This window comes from Streptococcus sp. ALY_211 (assembly GCF_058314555.1).
The window spans coordinates 45,891-64,039 of the sequence record NZ_JBZFUN010000005.1 but is presented as its reverse complement, the minus strand read 5'-3'; the positions used below and the strand labels follow the sequence as shown (position 1 = coordinate 64,039).

The 18,149-nt window shown below is 40.9% G+C and carries 15 protein-coding genes, 1 pseudogene and 1 other annotated feature; of the genes and pseudogenes, 13 read left to right on the top strand and 3 right to left on the bottom strand.

What is annotated here, in order from left to right; all coding sequences use genetic code 11:
* Positions 1-19: 19 nt before the first annotated feature.
* The 4 genes from AC4HAJ_RS05745 (at position 20) to AC4HAJ_RS05730 (ending at position 7,345) form a co-directional block, all read left to right on the top strand.
* On the top strand, positions 20-4,192 hold the full coding sequence (locus AC4HAJ_RS05745; RefSeq protein WP_491079206.1) for an NACHT domain-containing protein: 4,173 nt from the start codon (positions 20-22) through the stop codon (positions 4,190-4,192).
* A 10-nt stretch (positions 4,193-4,202) separates the two neighbouring features.
* Positions 4,203-4,937, top strand: a complete 735-nt coding sequence (locus tag AC4HAJ_RS05740) for a DUF4145 domain-containing protein (protein WP_491079205.1) — start codon at positions 4,203-4,205, stop codon at positions 4,935-4,937.
* Between the two features lie 53 nt (positions 4,938-4,990).
* Positions 4,991-6,229 (top strand): restriction endonuclease subunit S, encoded by a 1,239-nt coding sequence (locus tag AC4HAJ_RS05735; protein ID WP_491079204.1) that lies wholly within the window; start codon positions 4,991-4,993, stop codon positions 6,227-6,229.
* 141 nt (positions 6,230-6,370) lie between these two features.
* Positions 6,371-7,345 carry a Fic family protein gene (locus AC4HAJ_RS05730; RefSeq protein WP_491079203.1) on the top strand — a complete coding sequence of 325 codons (975 nt, stop codon included), beginning with the start codon at positions 6,371-6,373 and terminating at the stop codon, positions 7,343-7,345.
* Between the two features lie 140 nt (positions 7,346-7,485).
* Here the strand turns inward: AC4HAJ_RS05730 and AC4HAJ_RS05725 are convergent.
* Together AC4HAJ_RS05725 and mazE are read right to left on the bottom strand one after the other, a co-directional pair.
* A pseudogene (locus tag AC4HAJ_RS05725) lies at positions 7,486-7,827 on the bottom strand (type II toxin-antitoxin system PemK/MazF family toxin).
* A complete protein-coding gene (mazE, locus tag AC4HAJ_RS05720; protein WP_491079202.1) occupies positions 7,817-8,032 on the bottom strand; it encodes a type II toxin-antitoxin system PemI/MazE family antitoxin in 216 nt (71 codons plus the stop codon). The pseudogene AC4HAJ_RS05725 and the gene mazE overlap by 11 nt, the downstream one beginning before the upstream one ends.
* A gap of 117 nt (positions 8,033-8,149) precedes the next feature.
* Between mazE and AC4HAJ_RS05715 the strand changes: the two genes are divergently transcribed.
* The 6 genes from AC4HAJ_RS05715 to mmuM all read left to right on the top strand — a co-directional run bounded on the left by AC4HAJ_RS05715 (position 8,150) and on the right by mmuM (position 14,577).
* Positions 8,150-9,751, top strand: a complete 1,602-nt coding sequence (locus tag AC4HAJ_RS05715; RefSeq protein WP_491079201.1) for a type I restriction-modification system subunit M — start codon at positions 8,150-8,152, stop codon at positions 9,749-9,751.
* Positions 9,752-9,860: 109 nt separating this feature from the next.
* On the top strand, positions 9,861-10,109 hold the full coding sequence (gene relB / locus AC4HAJ_RS05710; protein WP_491079200.1) for a type II toxin-antitoxin system RelB family antitoxin: 249 nt from the start codon (positions 9,861-9,863) through the stop codon (positions 10,107-10,109).
* Positions 10,102-10,356: a type II toxin-antitoxin system RelE family toxin gene (locus AC4HAJ_RS05705; protein ID WP_491079199.1), complete on the top strand. Its 255-nt coding sequence runs from the start codon at positions 10,102-10,104 to the stop codon at positions 10,354-10,356. The genes relB and AC4HAJ_RS05705 overlap by 8 nt, the downstream gene beginning before the upstream one ends.
* A 247-nt stretch (positions 10,357-10,603) precedes the next feature.
* The gene (locus tag AC4HAJ_RS05700; protein WP_491079198.1) at positions 10,604-11,971 is read left to right on the top strand and encodes an FAD-dependent oxidoreductase; all 1,368 of its coding nucleotides are present in this window, start codon (positions 10,604-10,606) and stop codon (positions 11,969-11,971) included.
* A 269-nt stretch (positions 11,972-12,240) separates the two neighbouring features.
* The gene (locus tag AC4HAJ_RS05695; RefSeq protein WP_491079197.1) at positions 12,241-13,617 is read left to right on the top strand and encodes an amino acid permease; all 1,377 of its coding nucleotides are present in this window, start codon (positions 12,241-12,243) and stop codon (positions 13,615-13,617) included.
* 12 nt (positions 13,618-13,629) lie between these two features.
* On the top strand, positions 13,630-14,577 hold the full coding sequence (mmuM, locus tag AC4HAJ_RS05690) for a homocysteine S-methyltransferase (RefSeq protein WP_491079196.1): 948 nt from the start codon (positions 13,630-13,632) through the stop codon (positions 14,575-14,577).
* A 72-nt stretch (positions 14,578-14,649) separates the two neighbouring features.
* Here the strand turns inward: mmuM and AC4HAJ_RS05685 are convergent, their stop codons facing one another.
* Positions 14,650-15,828 (bottom strand): MFS transporter, encoded by a 1,179-nt coding sequence (locus AC4HAJ_RS05685; RefSeq protein ID WP_491079195.1) that lies wholly within the window; start codon positions 15,826-15,828, stop codon positions 14,650-14,652.
* A gap of 146 nt (positions 15,829-15,974) precedes the next feature.
* Positions 15,975-16,127 (top strand) — a sequence feature (ribosomal protein L10 leader region).
* A 30-nt stretch (positions 16,128-16,157) separates the two neighbouring features.
* Here AC4HAJ_RS05685 and rplJ point away from each other — a divergent pair.
* From rplJ to AC4HAJ_RS05670, 3 genes are all read left to right on the top strand, one after another.
* Positions 16,158-16,661 carry a 50S ribosomal protein L10 gene (gene rplJ, locus AC4HAJ_RS05680; protein WP_491079194.1) on the top strand — a complete coding sequence of 168 codons (504 nt, stop codon included), beginning with the start codon at positions 16,158-16,160 and terminating at the stop codon, positions 16,659-16,661.
* Between the two features lie 74 nt (positions 16,662-16,735).
* The gene (rplL, locus tag AC4HAJ_RS05675; RefSeq protein ID WP_491079193.1) at positions 16,736-17,104 is read left to right on the top strand and encodes a 50S ribosomal protein L7/L12; all 369 of its coding nucleotides are present in this window, start codon (positions 16,736-16,738) and stop codon (positions 17,102-17,104) included.
* 208 nt (positions 17,105-17,312) lie between these two features.
* Positions 17,313-18,131, top strand: coding sequence for an oxidoreductase (locus AC4HAJ_RS05670; protein WP_491079192.1), 819 nt, complete (start codon positions 17,313-17,315; stop codon positions 18,129-18,131).
* Positions 18,132-18,149 lie beyond the last annotated feature (18 nt).

The following is an 18,149-nucleotide window of genomic DNA, read 5'->3' as shown; positions in this document are numbered from 1 at the left end:
ATAAAAGGTAATATAAACAATGATTCCTAAAAAAATAACTTGGGGTAATTTTAATGCTTTACACACTAATGTAGCAGATACTTTTGAACAGTTATGTAGAATCTTATTTAAAAGAAAATTTCTTGATGATGTTTCTACCCTAACATCAAGCCCCAACCATCCTGGTGTTGAAGCAGAACCAATTGATAGTTCAAAACTTGGGAAAAGAATTGCTTTTCAAGCAAAGTATTTTGAGAATAAAGTGGATTATTCTCAAATTCAAAAATCTGTAGAGAAGACTGTAAAAAACTACGCTGATAAATTGGATACATTTTATCTTTACTGCAATAAAGATATATCGTTAAAAAGTAAAGGATATATAAAAATAAATAAAACCCTTGCAGAAGCTAATATTGAATTTAAGGTTATTAGCAATAATGAAATTATTACACAAGTCATAGAGCATCTTGATTTACAGTCTTTCTTTTTTGGAAACCACATAATAACAAGAGACTGGTTTGAAGAATATAATCAACAATCGTTTGATTCCCTAGGTACCAGATATAATCCAAAGTTTAATGTGGAAACAAAAACAGATGAAAAAATTCAACTCTTTACAAGAAGTCAAAGTGCTATTGATAGAATTAACGCTAAAAAGACAGAACTTATTAATGATTTAGATACTCTTTACAGTTTAGGGAGTAACTTAATTTCTAACGTTAAGGAATGTATTAATAGCTTAGCAGATATAACAGTTGAAAATATAGATGAGTGCGTAAGCTGGAATACTAAAGTTAATCAAGCTTTGAAATCGGAAATTGAAAAGCTTTCCGCAATGAAGGACAATTTAGAAAATAAAATAGAATCAGATGAAGCTCTCTCTCAAGGTGAACGAAATAAAATATACAACAAAATGCGTGATATTACTAGACTGTTAGATTATCTATACTGGTTTGGTTGTTCAGAGGAAGAAGCATCACTGATTAATGAAAAAATTCTTGTTGTTACAGGTGAAGCTGGTATGGGGAAAACTCAGCTATTTGCAACAGCTGTAAAAGAGACAATGGACAGTGGAGGCTACGCCCTTCTTTTATTGGGACATCATTATTTATCTAGTAGCGACATTTCCGCACAAATTATTGAGAGATTTGGATTTCATTATGCAATTCATGAGTTTTTAGATATTTTAGATACTCTTGGAGAGATTGAAAACAAATATATTTACATTTTTATTGATGCGATAAATGAGACGACAAATCGAAGCGTATGGCAAAACGGATTAACAAGAATTATTTCAGAATTAAAGAAACGAAAATATATTAAACTTATACTGTCTGTAAGGACTGGATATGAAAAACTCGTTTTTGAAGAAAATATAATCAGGCAGTTAGAAGATAGGAAAATTTTAAGCACCAAGCACACTGGTTTTCAAGAAAAGTCTGTTATAGCAACGAAAGAATTCTTAAACTTCTATAATATTCCATTTTCACCATCTGATTTGTTAAATTACGAAATGGGAAATCCACTATTTTTAACTCTGTTTTGTAAAACGTATAATGGTGAGGAATTAAATCTTTTTCAGATGTTTGAGCGTTTTATAACTATAGTTGATAATGAGATTCAGAAAGCTTTGAATATTTCTGATTCAGGAACGATATTGAAAGATTTATTATTAGAGATTGCTAGAAAACAGCTTGAAAATAATGGTAATAATTATCTTAATAAAAAAGATCTTCTTCAGATGGAATTTTGGTTAGATCATGGCATTGTTAATAAACAATTTTTCATTTCTAATCTTCTCAAATCAGGTATAATTAATGACTATATTCGTCAGAACAATGAAGTTTATTCTTTTGGATACAATTTATTAGAAGATTATCTCAAAGCTAAAGTTATTATGGAATTTTCTTCTGATAAGGAAAAATTGAAAATGTACCTTGAAAATAATCTATTAAGGATTGAAGATGGAGAAATCAAAAACAATTACAATATTGATGTCTTTTTATTTGTATGTTGTTTTTATTTTGAGAAATTTAATGAAGATTGTATTGATTTAATTGAAAAGGTCACAGATAAGTATAACAGGTATGACTTAGCTACTAGATATATAAAAAGTTTTTCTTGGCGTCCTGTAAATACCTTAAATCAAGCTATCTTTAGGGATATTGTTAATCAATATCCTACGCATAGTTCTGATGTCTTTAGAGTATTAATAGAAAATAGTAGCAAGGCAAAGAGTCCGATCAATGCCGAATTTTTACATGAAATTCTTTTTTATAAAAAACTTAATGAGCGCGATAGCTTTTGGATTCCGTTTATTAATAATTTAACTTATGATGAGGAAAGGATTTATCAATTAATCTGCCTATTTGATAGGGGCGAAAAAATTGATAATATGTCTAAAGAAAAAAGTAAGTTATTATTGATACTTTTCACGTGGCTATTGGCTTCTTCAAATAGGAAACTACGAGATATAACTTCTAAGGCAATAGTTGAATTACTAAAAATAAACTTTGACCTTTGTGAGTATCTTTTAAGAAAATTTGAAAACGTAAATGACCCTTACATCATTCAGAGGCTATACGGAGTTATCTTTGGTGCATGTACAAAGAGAAACCAAACGTATGAAAATGAATTTCAATCTTTAGCTAATTTTGTTTATTCAAGTATATTTGATAAGGAGTTTGTTTATCCAGATATCTTGCTTAGGGATTATGCTAGATTGATTATTGAAAGGTTTTTATTTGAATTTTCGAGTAAGAAGACTGAAATAGAATACTCAAAGATAATACCTCCATATAAATCTATACCAATTCCTACTGTTTCTCCTGATCACTATAACTCTCATGTTGAAAGTGATGGGCTAGGGTGGATCGACAAGTCTATGAGACCTGAAGGGGTTGGAATTTATGGAGATTTTGGAAGGTACATTTTCCAGTCTGCATTAAGTAATTTTGAAGATATTGATGTAAAAATTTTATACCACTACGCAATGCAGTATATTAGAGATGTACTAGGATATTCTAATGATTTATTTGCTGAGTATGATACTTTGCGTGGACACCCTCATGATAGAGAAAGAAGCCATACAATTGAGAGAATAGGCAAAAAATATCAATGGATTGCATTCTATAATATCTTAGCTAGAATCTCAGACAGTCATAAATTAAAAGTTTGGGACGATTATGATGGAGGGTATAAAGGAGCTTGGGAACCCTACGTTAGAGACTTTGATCCAACTCTAAATTATCATTCTATGAAGCCCCTAGGTATACTTCCCCAATTTAATAGCGAAGTCAAAGAGAACTTTATCGAGGAAAGAACTATTGGTAAGAAACAAATACAAGAATGGATTTCCCAAAAACCAAATCTACTTGATATGCCATTATCATACAGAGACAGTGATGGTGTAGAATGGATTTTGCTATATCAGCATAAGGAATTAAAAAATAATAAATATACCATAAATACAGAACCTTTGGGTTTTAAAGAAGGTTCTCAGCAAATATGGCGAATCGTTCAAGCATACTTTGTAAAAAATAGTGAATTCCAAGAACTTAAAAATAATCTTAGTACAACGAAATTTTGGGGAAGAATATTTCCAGAAGGGGGCTCCTTCTATCAATTTTTCAATAGAGAGTATGCTTGGTCTCCAAGTGTTCAAGATGTATTAGGAGATTACTGGTCCGAGTATAAGGTTGAGACTGGTGAGGAAATTACTAAACGGGAAACGGTTTCTGATTTAGAGTTTACCGATGATGAAATTGTGATAAAAAAAACGGAGAAAGACATAGTTGTCAAACTTGAAAAAGTTCTTGCACAAATAATGCCTGCCTATGTTCACTTTACTTGGGGAGCAGAGTACGATGCCTCTAAAGAAGAAACAATAAATGTTAGTATCCCTTGTCCTAAGTTAGTAAACGATCTGAATCTAAACCAGCAAGAATATGATGGCTATTTCTTTAGTGAAACTGGAAACTTAGTCGCATTTGATGGTGAAATTGCTGATGTTATTAACGGTCTAGTTATCAGAAAAGATTATTTAACTAAGTTTTTAGAGGATAACGATTTAAATATGTTTTGGACTTGTATTGGAGAAAAGCAATATTTTGAAAAGTATCCTAACCAGCAATCGTATAGTACATGGAATGGTTTTTACTGGATGGAAAATGAATCTATTAAGGGCGAAACTAAACTAGACAGAGTAGAATAAAGGTGAAAATATGAAGGAAAAATTTATTTCAAATAAAAAGTTTTTAGGAAATGTAATAAGTGAACAAGGAATACTATGCCCGAACTGCAATATAGTCGCAATACAAAGATATCAAAGTTATCCAGTTTCGTTGCAGTTTCAAACAGATTTAAATACTGGAAATGACGAAATTTATTTTCATCAATTAATAATTTCAAAATGCGATTCTTGTAGCAAAGAATCAATATGGTTAAAAAGAGCCACTAATAGATTTTCTGTATTTAATGATGAAAAAAATTGGAAGAATATCACTTTTGAACGTCTCCTTTATCCTGATAACAATATAGATGCTCCTAAAGCAAATTCTGATATGCCAATTTCAGTCGGAGAAATTTATGATGAATCTGCCGCAATTCTCGATAAGTCACCGAGAGCCTCTGCAGCCATGGCTCGACTTGCTATTGAACAACTAATGATTGAACTAGATGTTAGAGGGAAAACTTTAGATTCTAAAATTGCAACACTAGTTGAACAAGGCTTACCATCAGAAATTCAGATGATGTTAGATAGTGTGAGAGTTATTGGTAATAATGCAGTACACCCTGGAGAAATTGATCTTTCAGATAACAAAGAGTTAGCCATTTCACTTTTGAAATTCATAAATTTGATAGTGGATAACCAAATTACTCAGAAAAAGAGAATAAAAGAAGTGTACAATTTATTACCTGAGTCTAATAGAAAAGCTATTGAAAAACGGGATAGTTAGTTTAAGATCACTTTGAAACTTAAACTTGGATAAGGGATAAAATAAAAGGTTGAATGAAAATGGATAATAGCACTCCTAGGCTTAGGTTCAAAAATTTTGACAATCAATGGTCTACTGGAATATTAAAAGATCACGCTAATTTTAAAAAGGGAAATGGATATACAAAAAATGATTTAGATAATAGCGGTTTTCCAATCCTCCTATATGGGCAACTGTACACAAATTACCAAACAATCGTCACATCAGTTTCTACTTTTGTAAACTCAATTAAAAAGAATTCTATTGTGAGTACAGGGGGTGAAGTAGTCGTCCCTGCATCAGGAGAATCTTCCGAAGAAATTTCAAGAGCGTCTGTAATTCAGAAAGAAGGAATTATTTTAGGAGGAGACTTAAATATTATTGAACCTCACGCTTCAGATATTGATTCTGTTTTTCTAACTCTAACGATTTCCAATGGTTCTCAGAAAAGAGAGCTAGTTAAAAGAGCACAAGGAAAATCTATTGTTCATATTAGAAATAGTGATTTAGAAAAAGTAGAATTGATTTTCCCTTCCCTCCCCGAACAGTCTGCTATCGGGTCGCTTTTCCAGACGCTTGATGAGCTCTTGTCTGCCTATAAGGATAATTTGGCCAACTATCAAGCCTTTAAGGCGACCATGCTGTCCAAGATGTTTCCAAAGGCAGGACAGACCACCCCTGAAATCCGCTTAGATGGATTTGATGGCGAGTGGGAGGAGACAACAGTCGCAAAATTGACGAAGCAAACTTTTGGTGGCGGAACACCTAAAACAAGTGTCGAGGAATACTGGGGTGGAAATCTGAACTGGATTCAATCGTCTGACTTGATAGAGCACGAACTTCAATTATCGACTACTAATAAAACTATCACTGAACAAGGACTAAAGGAATCAGCTGCTAAATTGGTACCTAAAGATTCTATTGCTATTGTGACACGGGTTGGTGTTGGAAAATTAGCTTTGGTCCCATTTGAATTTTCAACAAGCCAAGATTTTCTATCAATAAGTGATTTGACTGTGGATAAATATTTTGCGCTATATGTACTCTATAGACTTCTGCAAAAAGAAAAAGATAATGTACAAGGAACATCTATCAAAGGAATTACTAAAGATGACTTGCTACATCGAAAAATAGCAATCACCAGCAATACTGCAGAGCAACGAGCTTTAGGAAAGTTTTTCTTGAACTTAGATGACCTAATTTCTTCTTATCAAGAAAAAATTGAGCAGCTTGAAACGTTGAAGAAGAAGCTGTTACAAGATATGTTTGTCTAGGAAATCAGGGAACAGATGGATTTTGAAAAATATATGAGAGAATTCCTAGTCTACATCTAAAAAATGAATGAGCTAAAAGCATTATTATGAGATAATAAAGAGACATTAGTAAACCTTTATCCCCCTTAGAAAGGAGCACCTATGCAGCCTTCATACCGTATCACTGAAAAGATTTTGAACCAGGTTCAGCGGATTTCGGAGCTGACGACCCAGCTGGCCTTGGAGCGGCGGGAGTTGCACCTGCGTAAGGAAAATCGGGTTCGCTCGATCCAGTCCTCCCTAGCCATTGAAAATAATAGTCTGAGTTTGGAACAGGTGACGGCTGTGATTGACGGTAAGCGCGTGCTTGGTCCACCCAAGGATATTCATGAGGTGGAAAATGCCTATGAAGCATATGAGAGTGCTTTTAGACTAGATCCTTACCGTCTGGAGGATTTCTTAGAAGCGCACAGACTGCTGACCAAGGATTTGGTTAAGCATGCTGGTCAGTTTCGCACGGGTGATGTTGGTGCCTATGACAGTACAGGTCACGTAGTGCATGTCGGCGCCCGTCCTCAGTTTGTACCTGCCTTAGTTGAGGAGCTATTTGCATGGGCAAAAGCTAGTAGCGTGTCGGATTTTGTCAAATCCTGTGTTGTTCATTTTGAGTTGGAAATTATCCATCCCTTCGAGGATGGCAATGGACGTATGGGACGTCTCTGGCAGAGTCTGATTCTCAGTCAGTCCAATCCCATCTTTGAGTGGCTGCCTGTTGAGTCGGTGATTTACCACCACCAGCAAGGCTATTACGATGCCCTCACCCTCAGCAATCAAGCAAATGACTCGACTGTCTTCATTGAGTTCATGCTGGACGCTATCTTAGAGACCTTGCAGGAATATCAGACAGCTCAGCCTACTGCCTCCGTAACGTTAAAACCTAAAGAAGAAGCCGTCTGGCAAAAAATCAGAACCTACCTCCTTGAACATGGTGTCATTACCACTTCCTTGGCACAAGACGTGATTGGACTAAGCCAAGCCAGTACCCGTCGCTATTTGTCTTTGTTTGTTCAAAAGGATTTACTGACAGTAGAAGGATCGACACGTGACAGGCATTATAAGCTGCCCTCATCTCACTAAAAATTCGCTCATAATCCGCTTAAAATCCGCTCATTTTTATGAGCGGATTGCGGGATATTTTTATGGTGACACAGCATGATGAGACATCAAGCTATAACAAAAAAGACTGGACGAATTTCTGTCCAGTAACGTAAAGAGCTTTAAAAGATAAATTGGATCAGTTGTTTGACGATGACAAATTCTTGATCGGCCAGTTCAGCAATCTTTTCAATCTGTCTTGCCCTGAAGTCGAAGGTATGCAGCTGAAAAGGATTGACAGCACCGTCCACCTTTTTTGAATGAACAGGAACTAATAATCCTTTTTCTCTTAACTTAGCTTGGCCGTGTGTAATGGGACAGACAGCCACAAATCCTGTACGTCTACTCTAGTTTTCATTGGAGATGACCAGAGCTGGTCGGCGTTTTTGGATTTCTTTACCAGCAGAAGGGTCAAAGTCAATCCAGACAATATCTTGCCTTTGAGGAATGTAACTAGAATTCATTATCAAGTAACCTCATGTCCGCAAAGTCATCTTCCATCCGCAAATCATCATTGCCATCAAAGGGATTATTGATTTTGGGAGCTAGGAGAATAATGCCATTTCGCCCTCTTTCAATGATGAATTCCTGTCCATCTTCAACCTGCAAGTCTTTAGGAAGCGTTACAGTTACGGAATTTCCTACTTTTCTTGCTTTTATGGTAGCCATATGAGCACCTCCAGATGTTTTTATGTTGTATACACAAGTATATTATGATCCCTTAGCTTTTTCAAATATGGCTTACTTATATTAATACGAAAATTATTTTTAGAAAGTGAAAAACTTATGTCAGAAACCCCTACCTCACAAGCCCTTTATCAGGCACTTTGGAATTCAGCGGATTTGCTGCGCTCCAAGATGGATGCTAATGAGTACAAGTCCTATCTCTTAGGTCTAGTCTTTTACAAGTATCTCTCAGACAAGATGCTTTTTGAAGTCGCTAAGACCATGCAGGAGCCGACCGATGATTTGGAGCAGGCGCTTGAGCTCTACCGCAAGTATTATGCGGATGAGGAGACTCATGAGGATCTGATCTTTGTCCTCATGGATCAGCAATCCTATGTCATTGAGCCCGATCTGACCTTTACGGCTCTTATCACTGCCATCAATGACGGGACCTTCCAGCTGGAGTCCCTAGCTCAAGGCTTTCGCAATATCGAGCGCAGTGATGACCTTTTTGAAAATCTCTTTGAGGACATTGACCTCTATTCCAAAAAGTTAGGCGCAACGCCGCAGAAGCAGAATCAAACCATTGCCAGTGTCATGAAGGAGCTGGCTGGTCTTGATCTTGCCGGTCATGCCGGTGATATGCTGGGTGATGCTTATGAGTACCTGATCGGTCAGTTCGCCTCGGACTCGGGTAAAAAAGCCGGCGAGTTTTACACGCCCCAGCCTGTAGCCAAGCTCATGACCCGCATTGCCCTGCAAGGGCGTGAAGACAGGCAGGGCTTTAGCCTCTACGACCCGACCATGGGCTCTGGCTCCTTGCTGCTCAATGCCAAGAAGTACAGCCGCCAGCCAAACACAGTGACCTACTATGGTCAAGAGCTCAATACCTCGACCTACAACCTGGCACGTATGAACATGATTCTGCACGATGTCCCTGTTGAAAACCAGCACCTCAACAACGGTGACACGCTGGATGCTGACTGGCCGGATGAGGAGCCGACTAACTTTGACGGCGTCCTTATGAATCCCCCTTACTCAGCCAAGTGGTCTGCGGACTCTGGTTTCCTAGAGGATCCCCGTTTTTCACCTTATGGTAAGCTAGCGCCCAAGTCCAAGGCTGACTTTGCTTTTCTCCTGCATGGTTATTACCACCTCAAGCAGGACGGCGGGGTCATGGCTATCGTCTTACCTCATGGGGTTCTCTTTCGTGGCAATGCCGAAGGGCAGATCCGCCAGCACCTCCTAGAGGAAGGGGCTATCGATACGGTGATCGGTCTGCCGGCCAATATCTTCTTTAATACCAGCATTCCGACCACGGTCATTATTCTTAAGAAAGACCGTACCAATCGTGATGTCTACTTTATCGATGCCTCAAAAGAGTTTGACAAGGGCAAGAACCAGAACATCATGACCGATAGCCATATCGAGAAGATTCTGGACGCTTATACCCAGCGCAGTGATATAGATAAGTTTGCCCATCTAGCCAGCTTTGAAGAGATTGTGGAGAATGATTACAACCTCAATATTCCCCGCTATGTCGATACCTTTGAGGAAGAAGCAGTCGCCCCGCTGCCAGACATCATGGCCGACATAAGCAAGACCAACCAAACCATCGCTGAAAAATCTGCCCAGTTGGAAAACCTTCTCAAGGACCTGCGAGGCACCACCCCAGAAGCTCAAGCTGAGCTGGATGCCTTTTTGAAAGGGTTGAAGTTGTAAACTGAATATAGTTATCAGTCATTTTACAATGCCTCATCTCGTCACTTTGGAGATTGACTTTTATCAAATCAAGTAATACAATGGTATTACCTTGAGAATAGGAGGAATTATGGCAACTATTACATTAAAAGTCTCTGAAGCAGATAAGACATTTATGAAAGCCATGGCAAAGTTTGAAGGGGTCTCCCTGTCTGAATTGATCCGCAACAAGACCTTAGAATCCCTAGAAGATGAATATGATGCCCATGTCGGTGAGTCAGCCTATCAAGAGTATCTAGATGACCTCAAGGCAGGCCATGAGCCAATGAGTTGGGAGGATATGCTAGCTGAACTTGATTTGGAGGATGATCTTGTATAAGTTGGTTCCGACGAAAAGGTTTATCAAACAGCTTAAAAAGCTAGATAAGTTTACGCAAAAGCGAATCACAACTTACTTATCCTCACATGCTCTGGATGATCCAAGGCAGTATGGAAAAGCTCTTAGTGCTAATCGTACCGGCCAATGGCGCTATCGCATTGGTGATTATCGGGTCATCTGTCAGATTCAAGACCAGGAATTGATCGTATTAGCCTTGTCAGTTGGCCACCGACGAGATATTTACTAATTGATGATCAGTCATTCCTTTTAAAATCGTCAATAGAGCAATACCAAGCACCGGCAACTAATGCTGGTGCTTTTATATTTTTTAAATTTATAGGGTCATCAGTTGAAATCCTATGCCAAGAGCAGTAGAATGAGGGTGTAGTGGAAAGCGGTTACTTTTCACTGCGCAAGATCGCAAATCTGATGAGTGAGATGCCATCATCTCACGTCGTCTTAATGATATTTATAGCTTATCAGGAGGTATACCTATGGAGAAGCAAAAAGTTGTTATTGTCGGTGCGTCCCACGGTGGTCATGAGTCCGCTATTGAGCTGCTAGACCAGTATCAGGGGCTAGACGTTACTATTTATGAGGCAGGTGATTTTGTCTCCTTCATGTCCTGCGGGATGGAGCTCTATCTAAAAGATGAGGTCACTGCTAAAGATGATGTCCGCAACTTTGCACCAGCAGACTTAGAAGCCAAGGGCGGCAAGATTTTTAACAACCACCAAGTCACTGCGATCAATGCCGATCAAAAGACAGTGACTGTCAAAGATACGAAATCAAATCAGACCGAGGAAGTCGCCTACGACAAGCTGATTTTAAGTTCTGGTGTTCGTCCTGTGACGCTACCAGTTGAGGGATCTGACCTTGACAATATCTATCTCATGCGGGGCTATGACTGGGCGACTAAGATCAAGGCTGCCTTGGAATCACCGACCATTCAAAATGTCGTTGTGATCGGTGGAGGCTATATTGGATTAGAAGCTGTTGAGGTTTTTGCCAGCCGTGGTAAAAAGGTCAGCTTGGTTGATGTTATCGACCGACCGCTAGGTACCTACCTCAATCCTGAGCTGGCAGATCTAGTAGCCAAAGAGCTTGAGCACCATAATGTCGACCTCTACATGAATACCAAAGTAGAGCGTTTCCAAGGTGATGATAAGGTCCAAGCAGTCATCACTGATAAGGGAGACATTCAGGCTGACCTAGTGATCCTTGCAGCAGGTGTCAAACCCAATACTGACTGGCTGCAGGGAACTGTTGATTTAGAGCCACGTGGATTTATCAAGGTCGATGAATATTTCCGTACCAATCTTCCAGATGTTTATGCCATCGGTGATGCGGTCTTACCGCTCTCCATTCCTGCTGGCAAGCCAATGCCTATAGCCCTAGCGACGACTGCTCGGCGTGAAGCCCAGTATGTCGTCAAACACCTCTTTGAAGCTAAGCCTAGTCGAGCCTTCGCAGGAGTAGTCGGAGCTTCCGCCCTCAGTGTCTTTGATCTGCATTTCGCCTCTAGCGGTCTTAACACCTTTACAGCCGAGCAAGCGGGCCTTACCTACCAGACCAGCCTGTATCAGGATCGCTTACGCCCTGCCTATATCCCTGATGATAACAACCCTCAGGTTTATGTCAGCCTCACCTACCATCCTTTGACCCATCAGATTTTAGGAGGAGCTGTCTTATCGACTTACAACGTGACCGCCCAAGGCAACGTCCTAGCCCTAGCGATTGGGCATAAGATGACACTAGAAGATCTAGCTCAGGCTGATTTCTTCTTCCAACCAGGCTTTGATCGCCAGTGGAGCCTGCTCAATCTCGCTGCCCAGCATGCCTTAGGTCTCGCACCATTCTAATTGTTTTTCCCTTAGCTTAGCTCCCGTAAGAGCTTGTGTCTAGACTATATGACCACCTAGAAAAAGGGCTGATCGCATAGATGCCATATAATGAGCAAGAGCAGTAAAGCCAACTCGAAAATGAACTGCACCCCAAAAGTTAGACACAAAATTTAACGATTGGGGTGCTTTTCTATAGCCTATCCTTATACCACTTGATAAAAAAAGGCAATGGTCGTAGTTCTCTAAATCTATGGTATGATTAAGGGACAAAACTATTTGGAGGCGCTATGGAAAATCATAACTTTGAAAATGAAGGCCAATTCCAGCGAAAGATGACCAGTCGACATCTACAGATGCTGTCAATCGGTGGGATCATCGGTACAGGTCTCTTCCTGAGTTCGGGCTATGCGATTGCTCAGGCAGGGCCGCTCGGTGCGGTCTTATCCTATATCTTTGGCTCTGTCATGGTCTATCTGATCATGTTTTCTCTAGGAGAGCTAGCAGTAGCTATGCCAGTTACAGGCTCTTTTCATACCTATGCGACCAAGTTCATTAGTCCAGGGACTGGCTTTACGGTTGCTTGGTCTTACTGGCTTTGCTGGACAGTTGCTCTGGCATCTCAGTTCATCGGAGCCGCCAACCTCATGCTACGCTGGTTCCCTGGCGTACCCGTTTGGATTTTTGCGACTGGTTTTGCAGCCTTGGTCTTTTTGGTCAATAGTTTGAATGTCAAATGGTTTGCTGAGACTGAGTATTACTTTTCTAGTATCAAAGTCTACGCCATTATTCTCTTTATCCTATTAGGAGGGCTGGCGATTTTGGGAGTGCTTCCCTATGAGGGAAGTCATCAGGCGCCGCTCTTGACTAATTTCGTCAAAGATGGGCTCTTTCCCAAAGGGCTGCTAGGAGTCATCACTGTTATCCTATCGGTCAACTACGCCTTTTCAGGGATTGAGTTGATCGGAGTGGCAGCAGGGGAGACTGACAATCCTAAAAAAGAGATTCCTTTTGCCATCAAATCGACTATCGGTCGCTTGGTGCTTCTCTTTTGTATGACCATAGCAGTGCTCGCTGCCTTGATGCCAGCCAGTCAGGCGGGTGTCGTAGAAGCTCCTTTTGTCGTAGTCTTCGACAAGATTGGCATTCCCTTTGCCGCTGATCTGATGAACTTTGTTATCCTGACGGCTATTTTATCCGCAGCCAACTCTGGACTCTATGCCTCTGGGCGCATGCTCTGGTCACTGGCTAATGAAGGTATGATCAGTAAGAATGTCGTTCGTATTAATGAAAACGGTGTGCCCATGCGTGCCATGATTCTCTCAATGATCGGTGTTGTGATTGCCCTGGTAGCAAGTGTCTATTACGAAAAGACTATTTTCTTGGCCCTAGTATCGATCGCAGGTTTTGCAGTTGTCGTGGTTTGGCTGTCCATCCCGATCGCCCAGATCAATTTTCGTAAGCGTTGGCTCAAAGACCATAGCCTTGAAGAATTAGACTACAAGACACCGCACAGTCCAGCACTGCCTTACCTCACGATCATTCTTCTGGTCATTTCTATCATCGGAATCGCCTGGGACCCCTCCCAGAGAGCCGGACTTTATTTTGGGGTTCCCTTTGTCATTCTTTGCTACATTTATCATTTTATCCGCTTTAAAAAGTGGTAGAAAGGAGCAGTCATGGGAGCATTTCATTCATTACTGCAATCGCAAGATTATATCATTTTGCACGGTGCCTTGGGGACTGAGCTTGAATATCAGGGACATGATGTCTCAGGTAAGCTTTGGTCAGCTAGGTACCTCTTAGAAAATCCAAAACTCATCCAAGACATTCACGAAACCTACCTGAGGTCTGGCAGTGATCTGGTCACGACGTCGAGCTATCAGGCAACCCTACCGGGTCTCCTTGATTATGGTGTCTCCGAGTCTAAAGCTAGGGCCTTGATCGCTCTGACAGTTGATCTGGCCAAGCAGGCACGAGAAAAGGTTTGGCGAGAGCTATCTGATCAGGAAAAAGCCCAGCGTCCCTTCCCTTTAATCAGTGGCGATGTTGGCCCATACGCAGCCTATCTAGCTGACGGCTCCGAATATACCGGTCGCTATGGTGACGTGACCAAGGAAATGATCAAGGATTTTCATCGCCCCCGCATTCAGATTCTTTTGGATAACGGCGTCGATCTCCTAGCCCTTGAAACCATGCCCAACTTTCTTGAAGCGCAAGCGCTTGTTGAGCTATTAGCCCAAGAATTTCCTCAGGCTGAAGCCTATATGAGCTTCACATCGCAAGATGGCAAGACTATCTCAGATGGGACTAGTATCGGGACTGTAGCAGAGCTCATCAATAGTTCTGAGCAGATTTTAGCACTGGGTCTCAACTGCAGCTCACCTAGTGTTTATCACGATTTCTTAACCCAGCTGAGACGCTATACCGACAAACCCTTTGTGACCTATCCCAATTCTGGTGAAGTCTATGATGGCGCTAGTCAAACCTGGACACAAGCCGCTGATCACTCGCACAGCCTTTTAGAAAATACTCAAAGCTGGCATGAACTAGGTGCCAAGGTGGTCGGTGGCTGCTGCCGTACCCGACCGCAGGATATCGCAGTCTTATCCAGTCAATTACGCTAATAAAAACGACCCTAAGTGGTCTGCCTTACAACAATCTAACCTGTTTCGGGCAGTACCAAGGTCGTTTTTTTATTAAATAATGCTATCAGCTCTTTCAAAGGAGATTAGGGCTACAGCCATTATGAGAGTGACCAGTGCTAAAATCCAAACGAGAGCATTCCAAGAACCAAAGAGCTGTTGGCTATAGCCTAGAAGAATAGGCCCGATAGCTGCCAGCAGATAACCGCCTGTCTGTACCATACCAGAAAGCCGGGCGGTCTCTTGTGCAGTTCTCGTCTTAAGATTAAAGCTAACCAGCATATAAGGAAAAAGAGCTGCTACTGATAAACCTAGGCTGAGGTGAGCAGTAGCCCAAACCATATAATTCGCTGGTCCTAAAAGAATCAGGGCTAGACCGACGAGACTTAGACTGGAAAAACTCAGCATAGTCCAAACTCTAGCCTGACGGGACTGCTGACTTACTAAGCCAGGGATAAGTAAAGACATAGGGAAACTGACCAGATTGAACAAGCCCAGAAGGGAGCCTGCTTGATTGGCTGAAAATCCTGCCGCCTGAGAAACCGTCGGCAGCCAGGTCAGCTCAGTATAAAACAGCAGGGACTGTAAGCCTCCAAAAATGAGCATAGACAGAGCAGCAGGATTCCTCCAGAGACTTCGAGAAACTGGCTGCCTAGACCCGGCTTGAGCCCTGCTAGCTTGCTGAGGGGCAGGCTTAGCATTAGGTAGCCAAATCAGAAAACCGATTAAAACAAGGCTAGATAACAATAGGATAAAGCCCCGCCAGCTGATGATTGTAGAGATAGGTGAAGCCAGTGAAGTCAGGGCGGTCGATGACAAGCCCATAATACTGGTGTATAGACTTGTGTACAGGCCGATTTTATGAGGAAAATGAGTAGCCACAATACTTGGCAATAATACATTGACACAAGCGATACTAGCACCCACGAGGACCGTCCCTAGATAGAGAGTAGGCAGAGAAATGATGCGCACCGCAGAGCCTACAGCCATGATCAAAAGTGCCAGTGTTATCAATCGTTCTAAGCCAAAGCGCTGAGATAATTGGGGAGCCAATGATGAAAAGCCTGCAAACATCAGCAGAGGAATAGAAGTCAAAGCTCCCAAAGAGCTCAAAGAGACTCCCAGATCCCGAGCAATATCAGGCAGGATAGTCGAAATCGTCGTAAAGGGCGAGCGCATGACAACCCCTAGCATGATCAGTCCCAAAACAATCCAGAATCTTTTTAATCGCATAGTCTTATACCTCAATTTTAAATTCAGGATCATCATATCAAATCTCAAGAGACATTTCATCCTTATTTTTAGGCATTTTCCATTTTTTTATTAATTATTGGGCTGTAAGTGTTGACAGTGATAAAAAGCCATGATACTATAATTAAGGTTTTGAAAAAAACTGACCTAAGACAGCAGGGGAGCTTGACTCATAAGAATCCTGCCGAGGCACAAAAACGTCACAATACCAGCTTGGTCTGGTTACTATAGCGTATTTGTACTTTCGTGTCTGGGTTTGGATGCGATTTTTTCGTATTCAGACAAAATAATTACGGAGGTAAATCTTAATCATGAGTGAAGCTATTATTGCTAAAAAAGCTGAACTGGTCGATGCAATTGCTGAGAAAATGAAAGCTGCTGCAGCTATCGTGGTTGTAGACTCACGTGGTTTGACTGTTGAGCAAGATACCAACCTTCGTCGCAATCTTCGTGAAAGCGGCGTTGAGTTGAAAGTTATCAAAAACTCAATCTTGTCACGCGCAGCTGAAAAAGCTGGTCTTGACGACTTGAAAGATATTTTCGTCGGACCATCTGCTGTAGCATTTTCAAACGAAGATGTTGTAGCGCCAGCGAAAATCATCAACGACTTTTCAAAAGAAGCTGAAGCACTTGAAATTAAGGGTGGTGCCATCGAAGGCGCAGTATCTTCAAAAGAAGACATCCAAGCATTGGCAGCTCTTCCAAACAAAGAAGGTATGCTCTCTATGCTCCTTTCAGTACTTCAAGCGCCTGTCCGCAACGTTGCTTACGCAATCAACGCTGTTGCCGACAGCAAAGAAGACGGTGCTGCCTAAGCAGATTATCGTTACAGGTAGCCTAAGGCTACAACCCATTTATTAAATAAAAAAACATTTGGAGGAAAATGACAATGGCATTGAACATTGAAAACATTATTGCTGAAATTAAAGAAGCTTCAATCCTTGAATTGAACGACCTTGTAAAAGCTATCGAAGAAGAATTTGGCGTATCTGCAGCTGCTCCTGTAGCTGTCGCTGCTGCTGGCGGTGAAGACGCTGGTGCTGCTAAAGATTCATTCGACGTTGAATTGACTTCAGGCGGAGACAAGAAAGTTGCCGTTATCAAAGTGGTTCGTGAAATCACAGGTGAAGGTCTTAAAGAAGCTAAAGGTCTTGTTGATAACGCACCATCAGTTCTTAAAGAAGGTGTAGCTGCTGCAGAAGCAGAAGAAATGAAAGCTAAATTGGAAGAAGCTGGTGCTTCTGTAACTCTTAAATAATAGAGTCCAATTATCATAGAAACCGTTCCCTAGGGGGCGGTTTTTTTAGTGCCATTTTTAACTAACGACGACAAAGAGTTTCACAATTAAGAGCTTAACATTGTGAAATTATCTGTCCATAGATAGCTTGTCGCCTTTTGTCCTTCCTTAGCCAGTGATAGTTCTTTATAATGAAAAGAAAACTAAGAAGAGTGGAGGACTATTAGGTATGACAAAGGTTGTTTTACTGACAGGAGCATCATCTGGTATTGGTCTAGCAACAGCTAAGCTGCTAGCGCATAAAGGTTACAAAGTTTATGGATCAGCCAGACATTCATCTGTGATTACTGATCTAAATCACCCTCATATCCAGCCGATCACTATGGATCTGACAGATACTAGCTCTATCGAGCAAGCACTGGAGAAAATTCTTGACAGTGAAGGACGGATCGATATCCTAATCAATAATGCTGGCTACGGTCAATTTGGTCCTATTGAAACGACGGCCATAACTGACGCCCGTCAACAATTTGAAGTCAACTTATTTGGCTTAGCACGGCTGACCCAATTAGTCCTTCCAATAATGAGGAAGCAAGGGCAGGGGCGTATTATCAATCTATCATCGGTTGGCGGACGCTTGACAACCCTGATGGGTGGATGGTATCATGCCAGCAAATATGCTCTTGAAGCCTTATCAGACGGACTGCGTATGGAGACCAGAGCTTTTGGAATCACAATAGTCCTCATCGAACCTGGCAGTGTCCGAACCCCTTGGAATACAATTATGCAACAGCATCTAGCTGATAGTAGTAAGAAAACCGTCTATAGTAGTCAAGCTCAAAAAATGATCAAGCGACTGCCTAAACTGTACCAAAGCGCTCTCTTCTTAGAGCCAGAATCAGTTGCAAAAACCATTGTCAAGGTCTGTCAGAAAAAACATACCAAGGCACGCTACCTTGTAGGAAAAGGAAGTAGGGGACTCATCTTTTTACACGCTATCCTACCAGCCAAATGGTTTGACCGCCTTGTCATCAAATCTTTAACCTAAATAGTAGCCAAGGAAAAA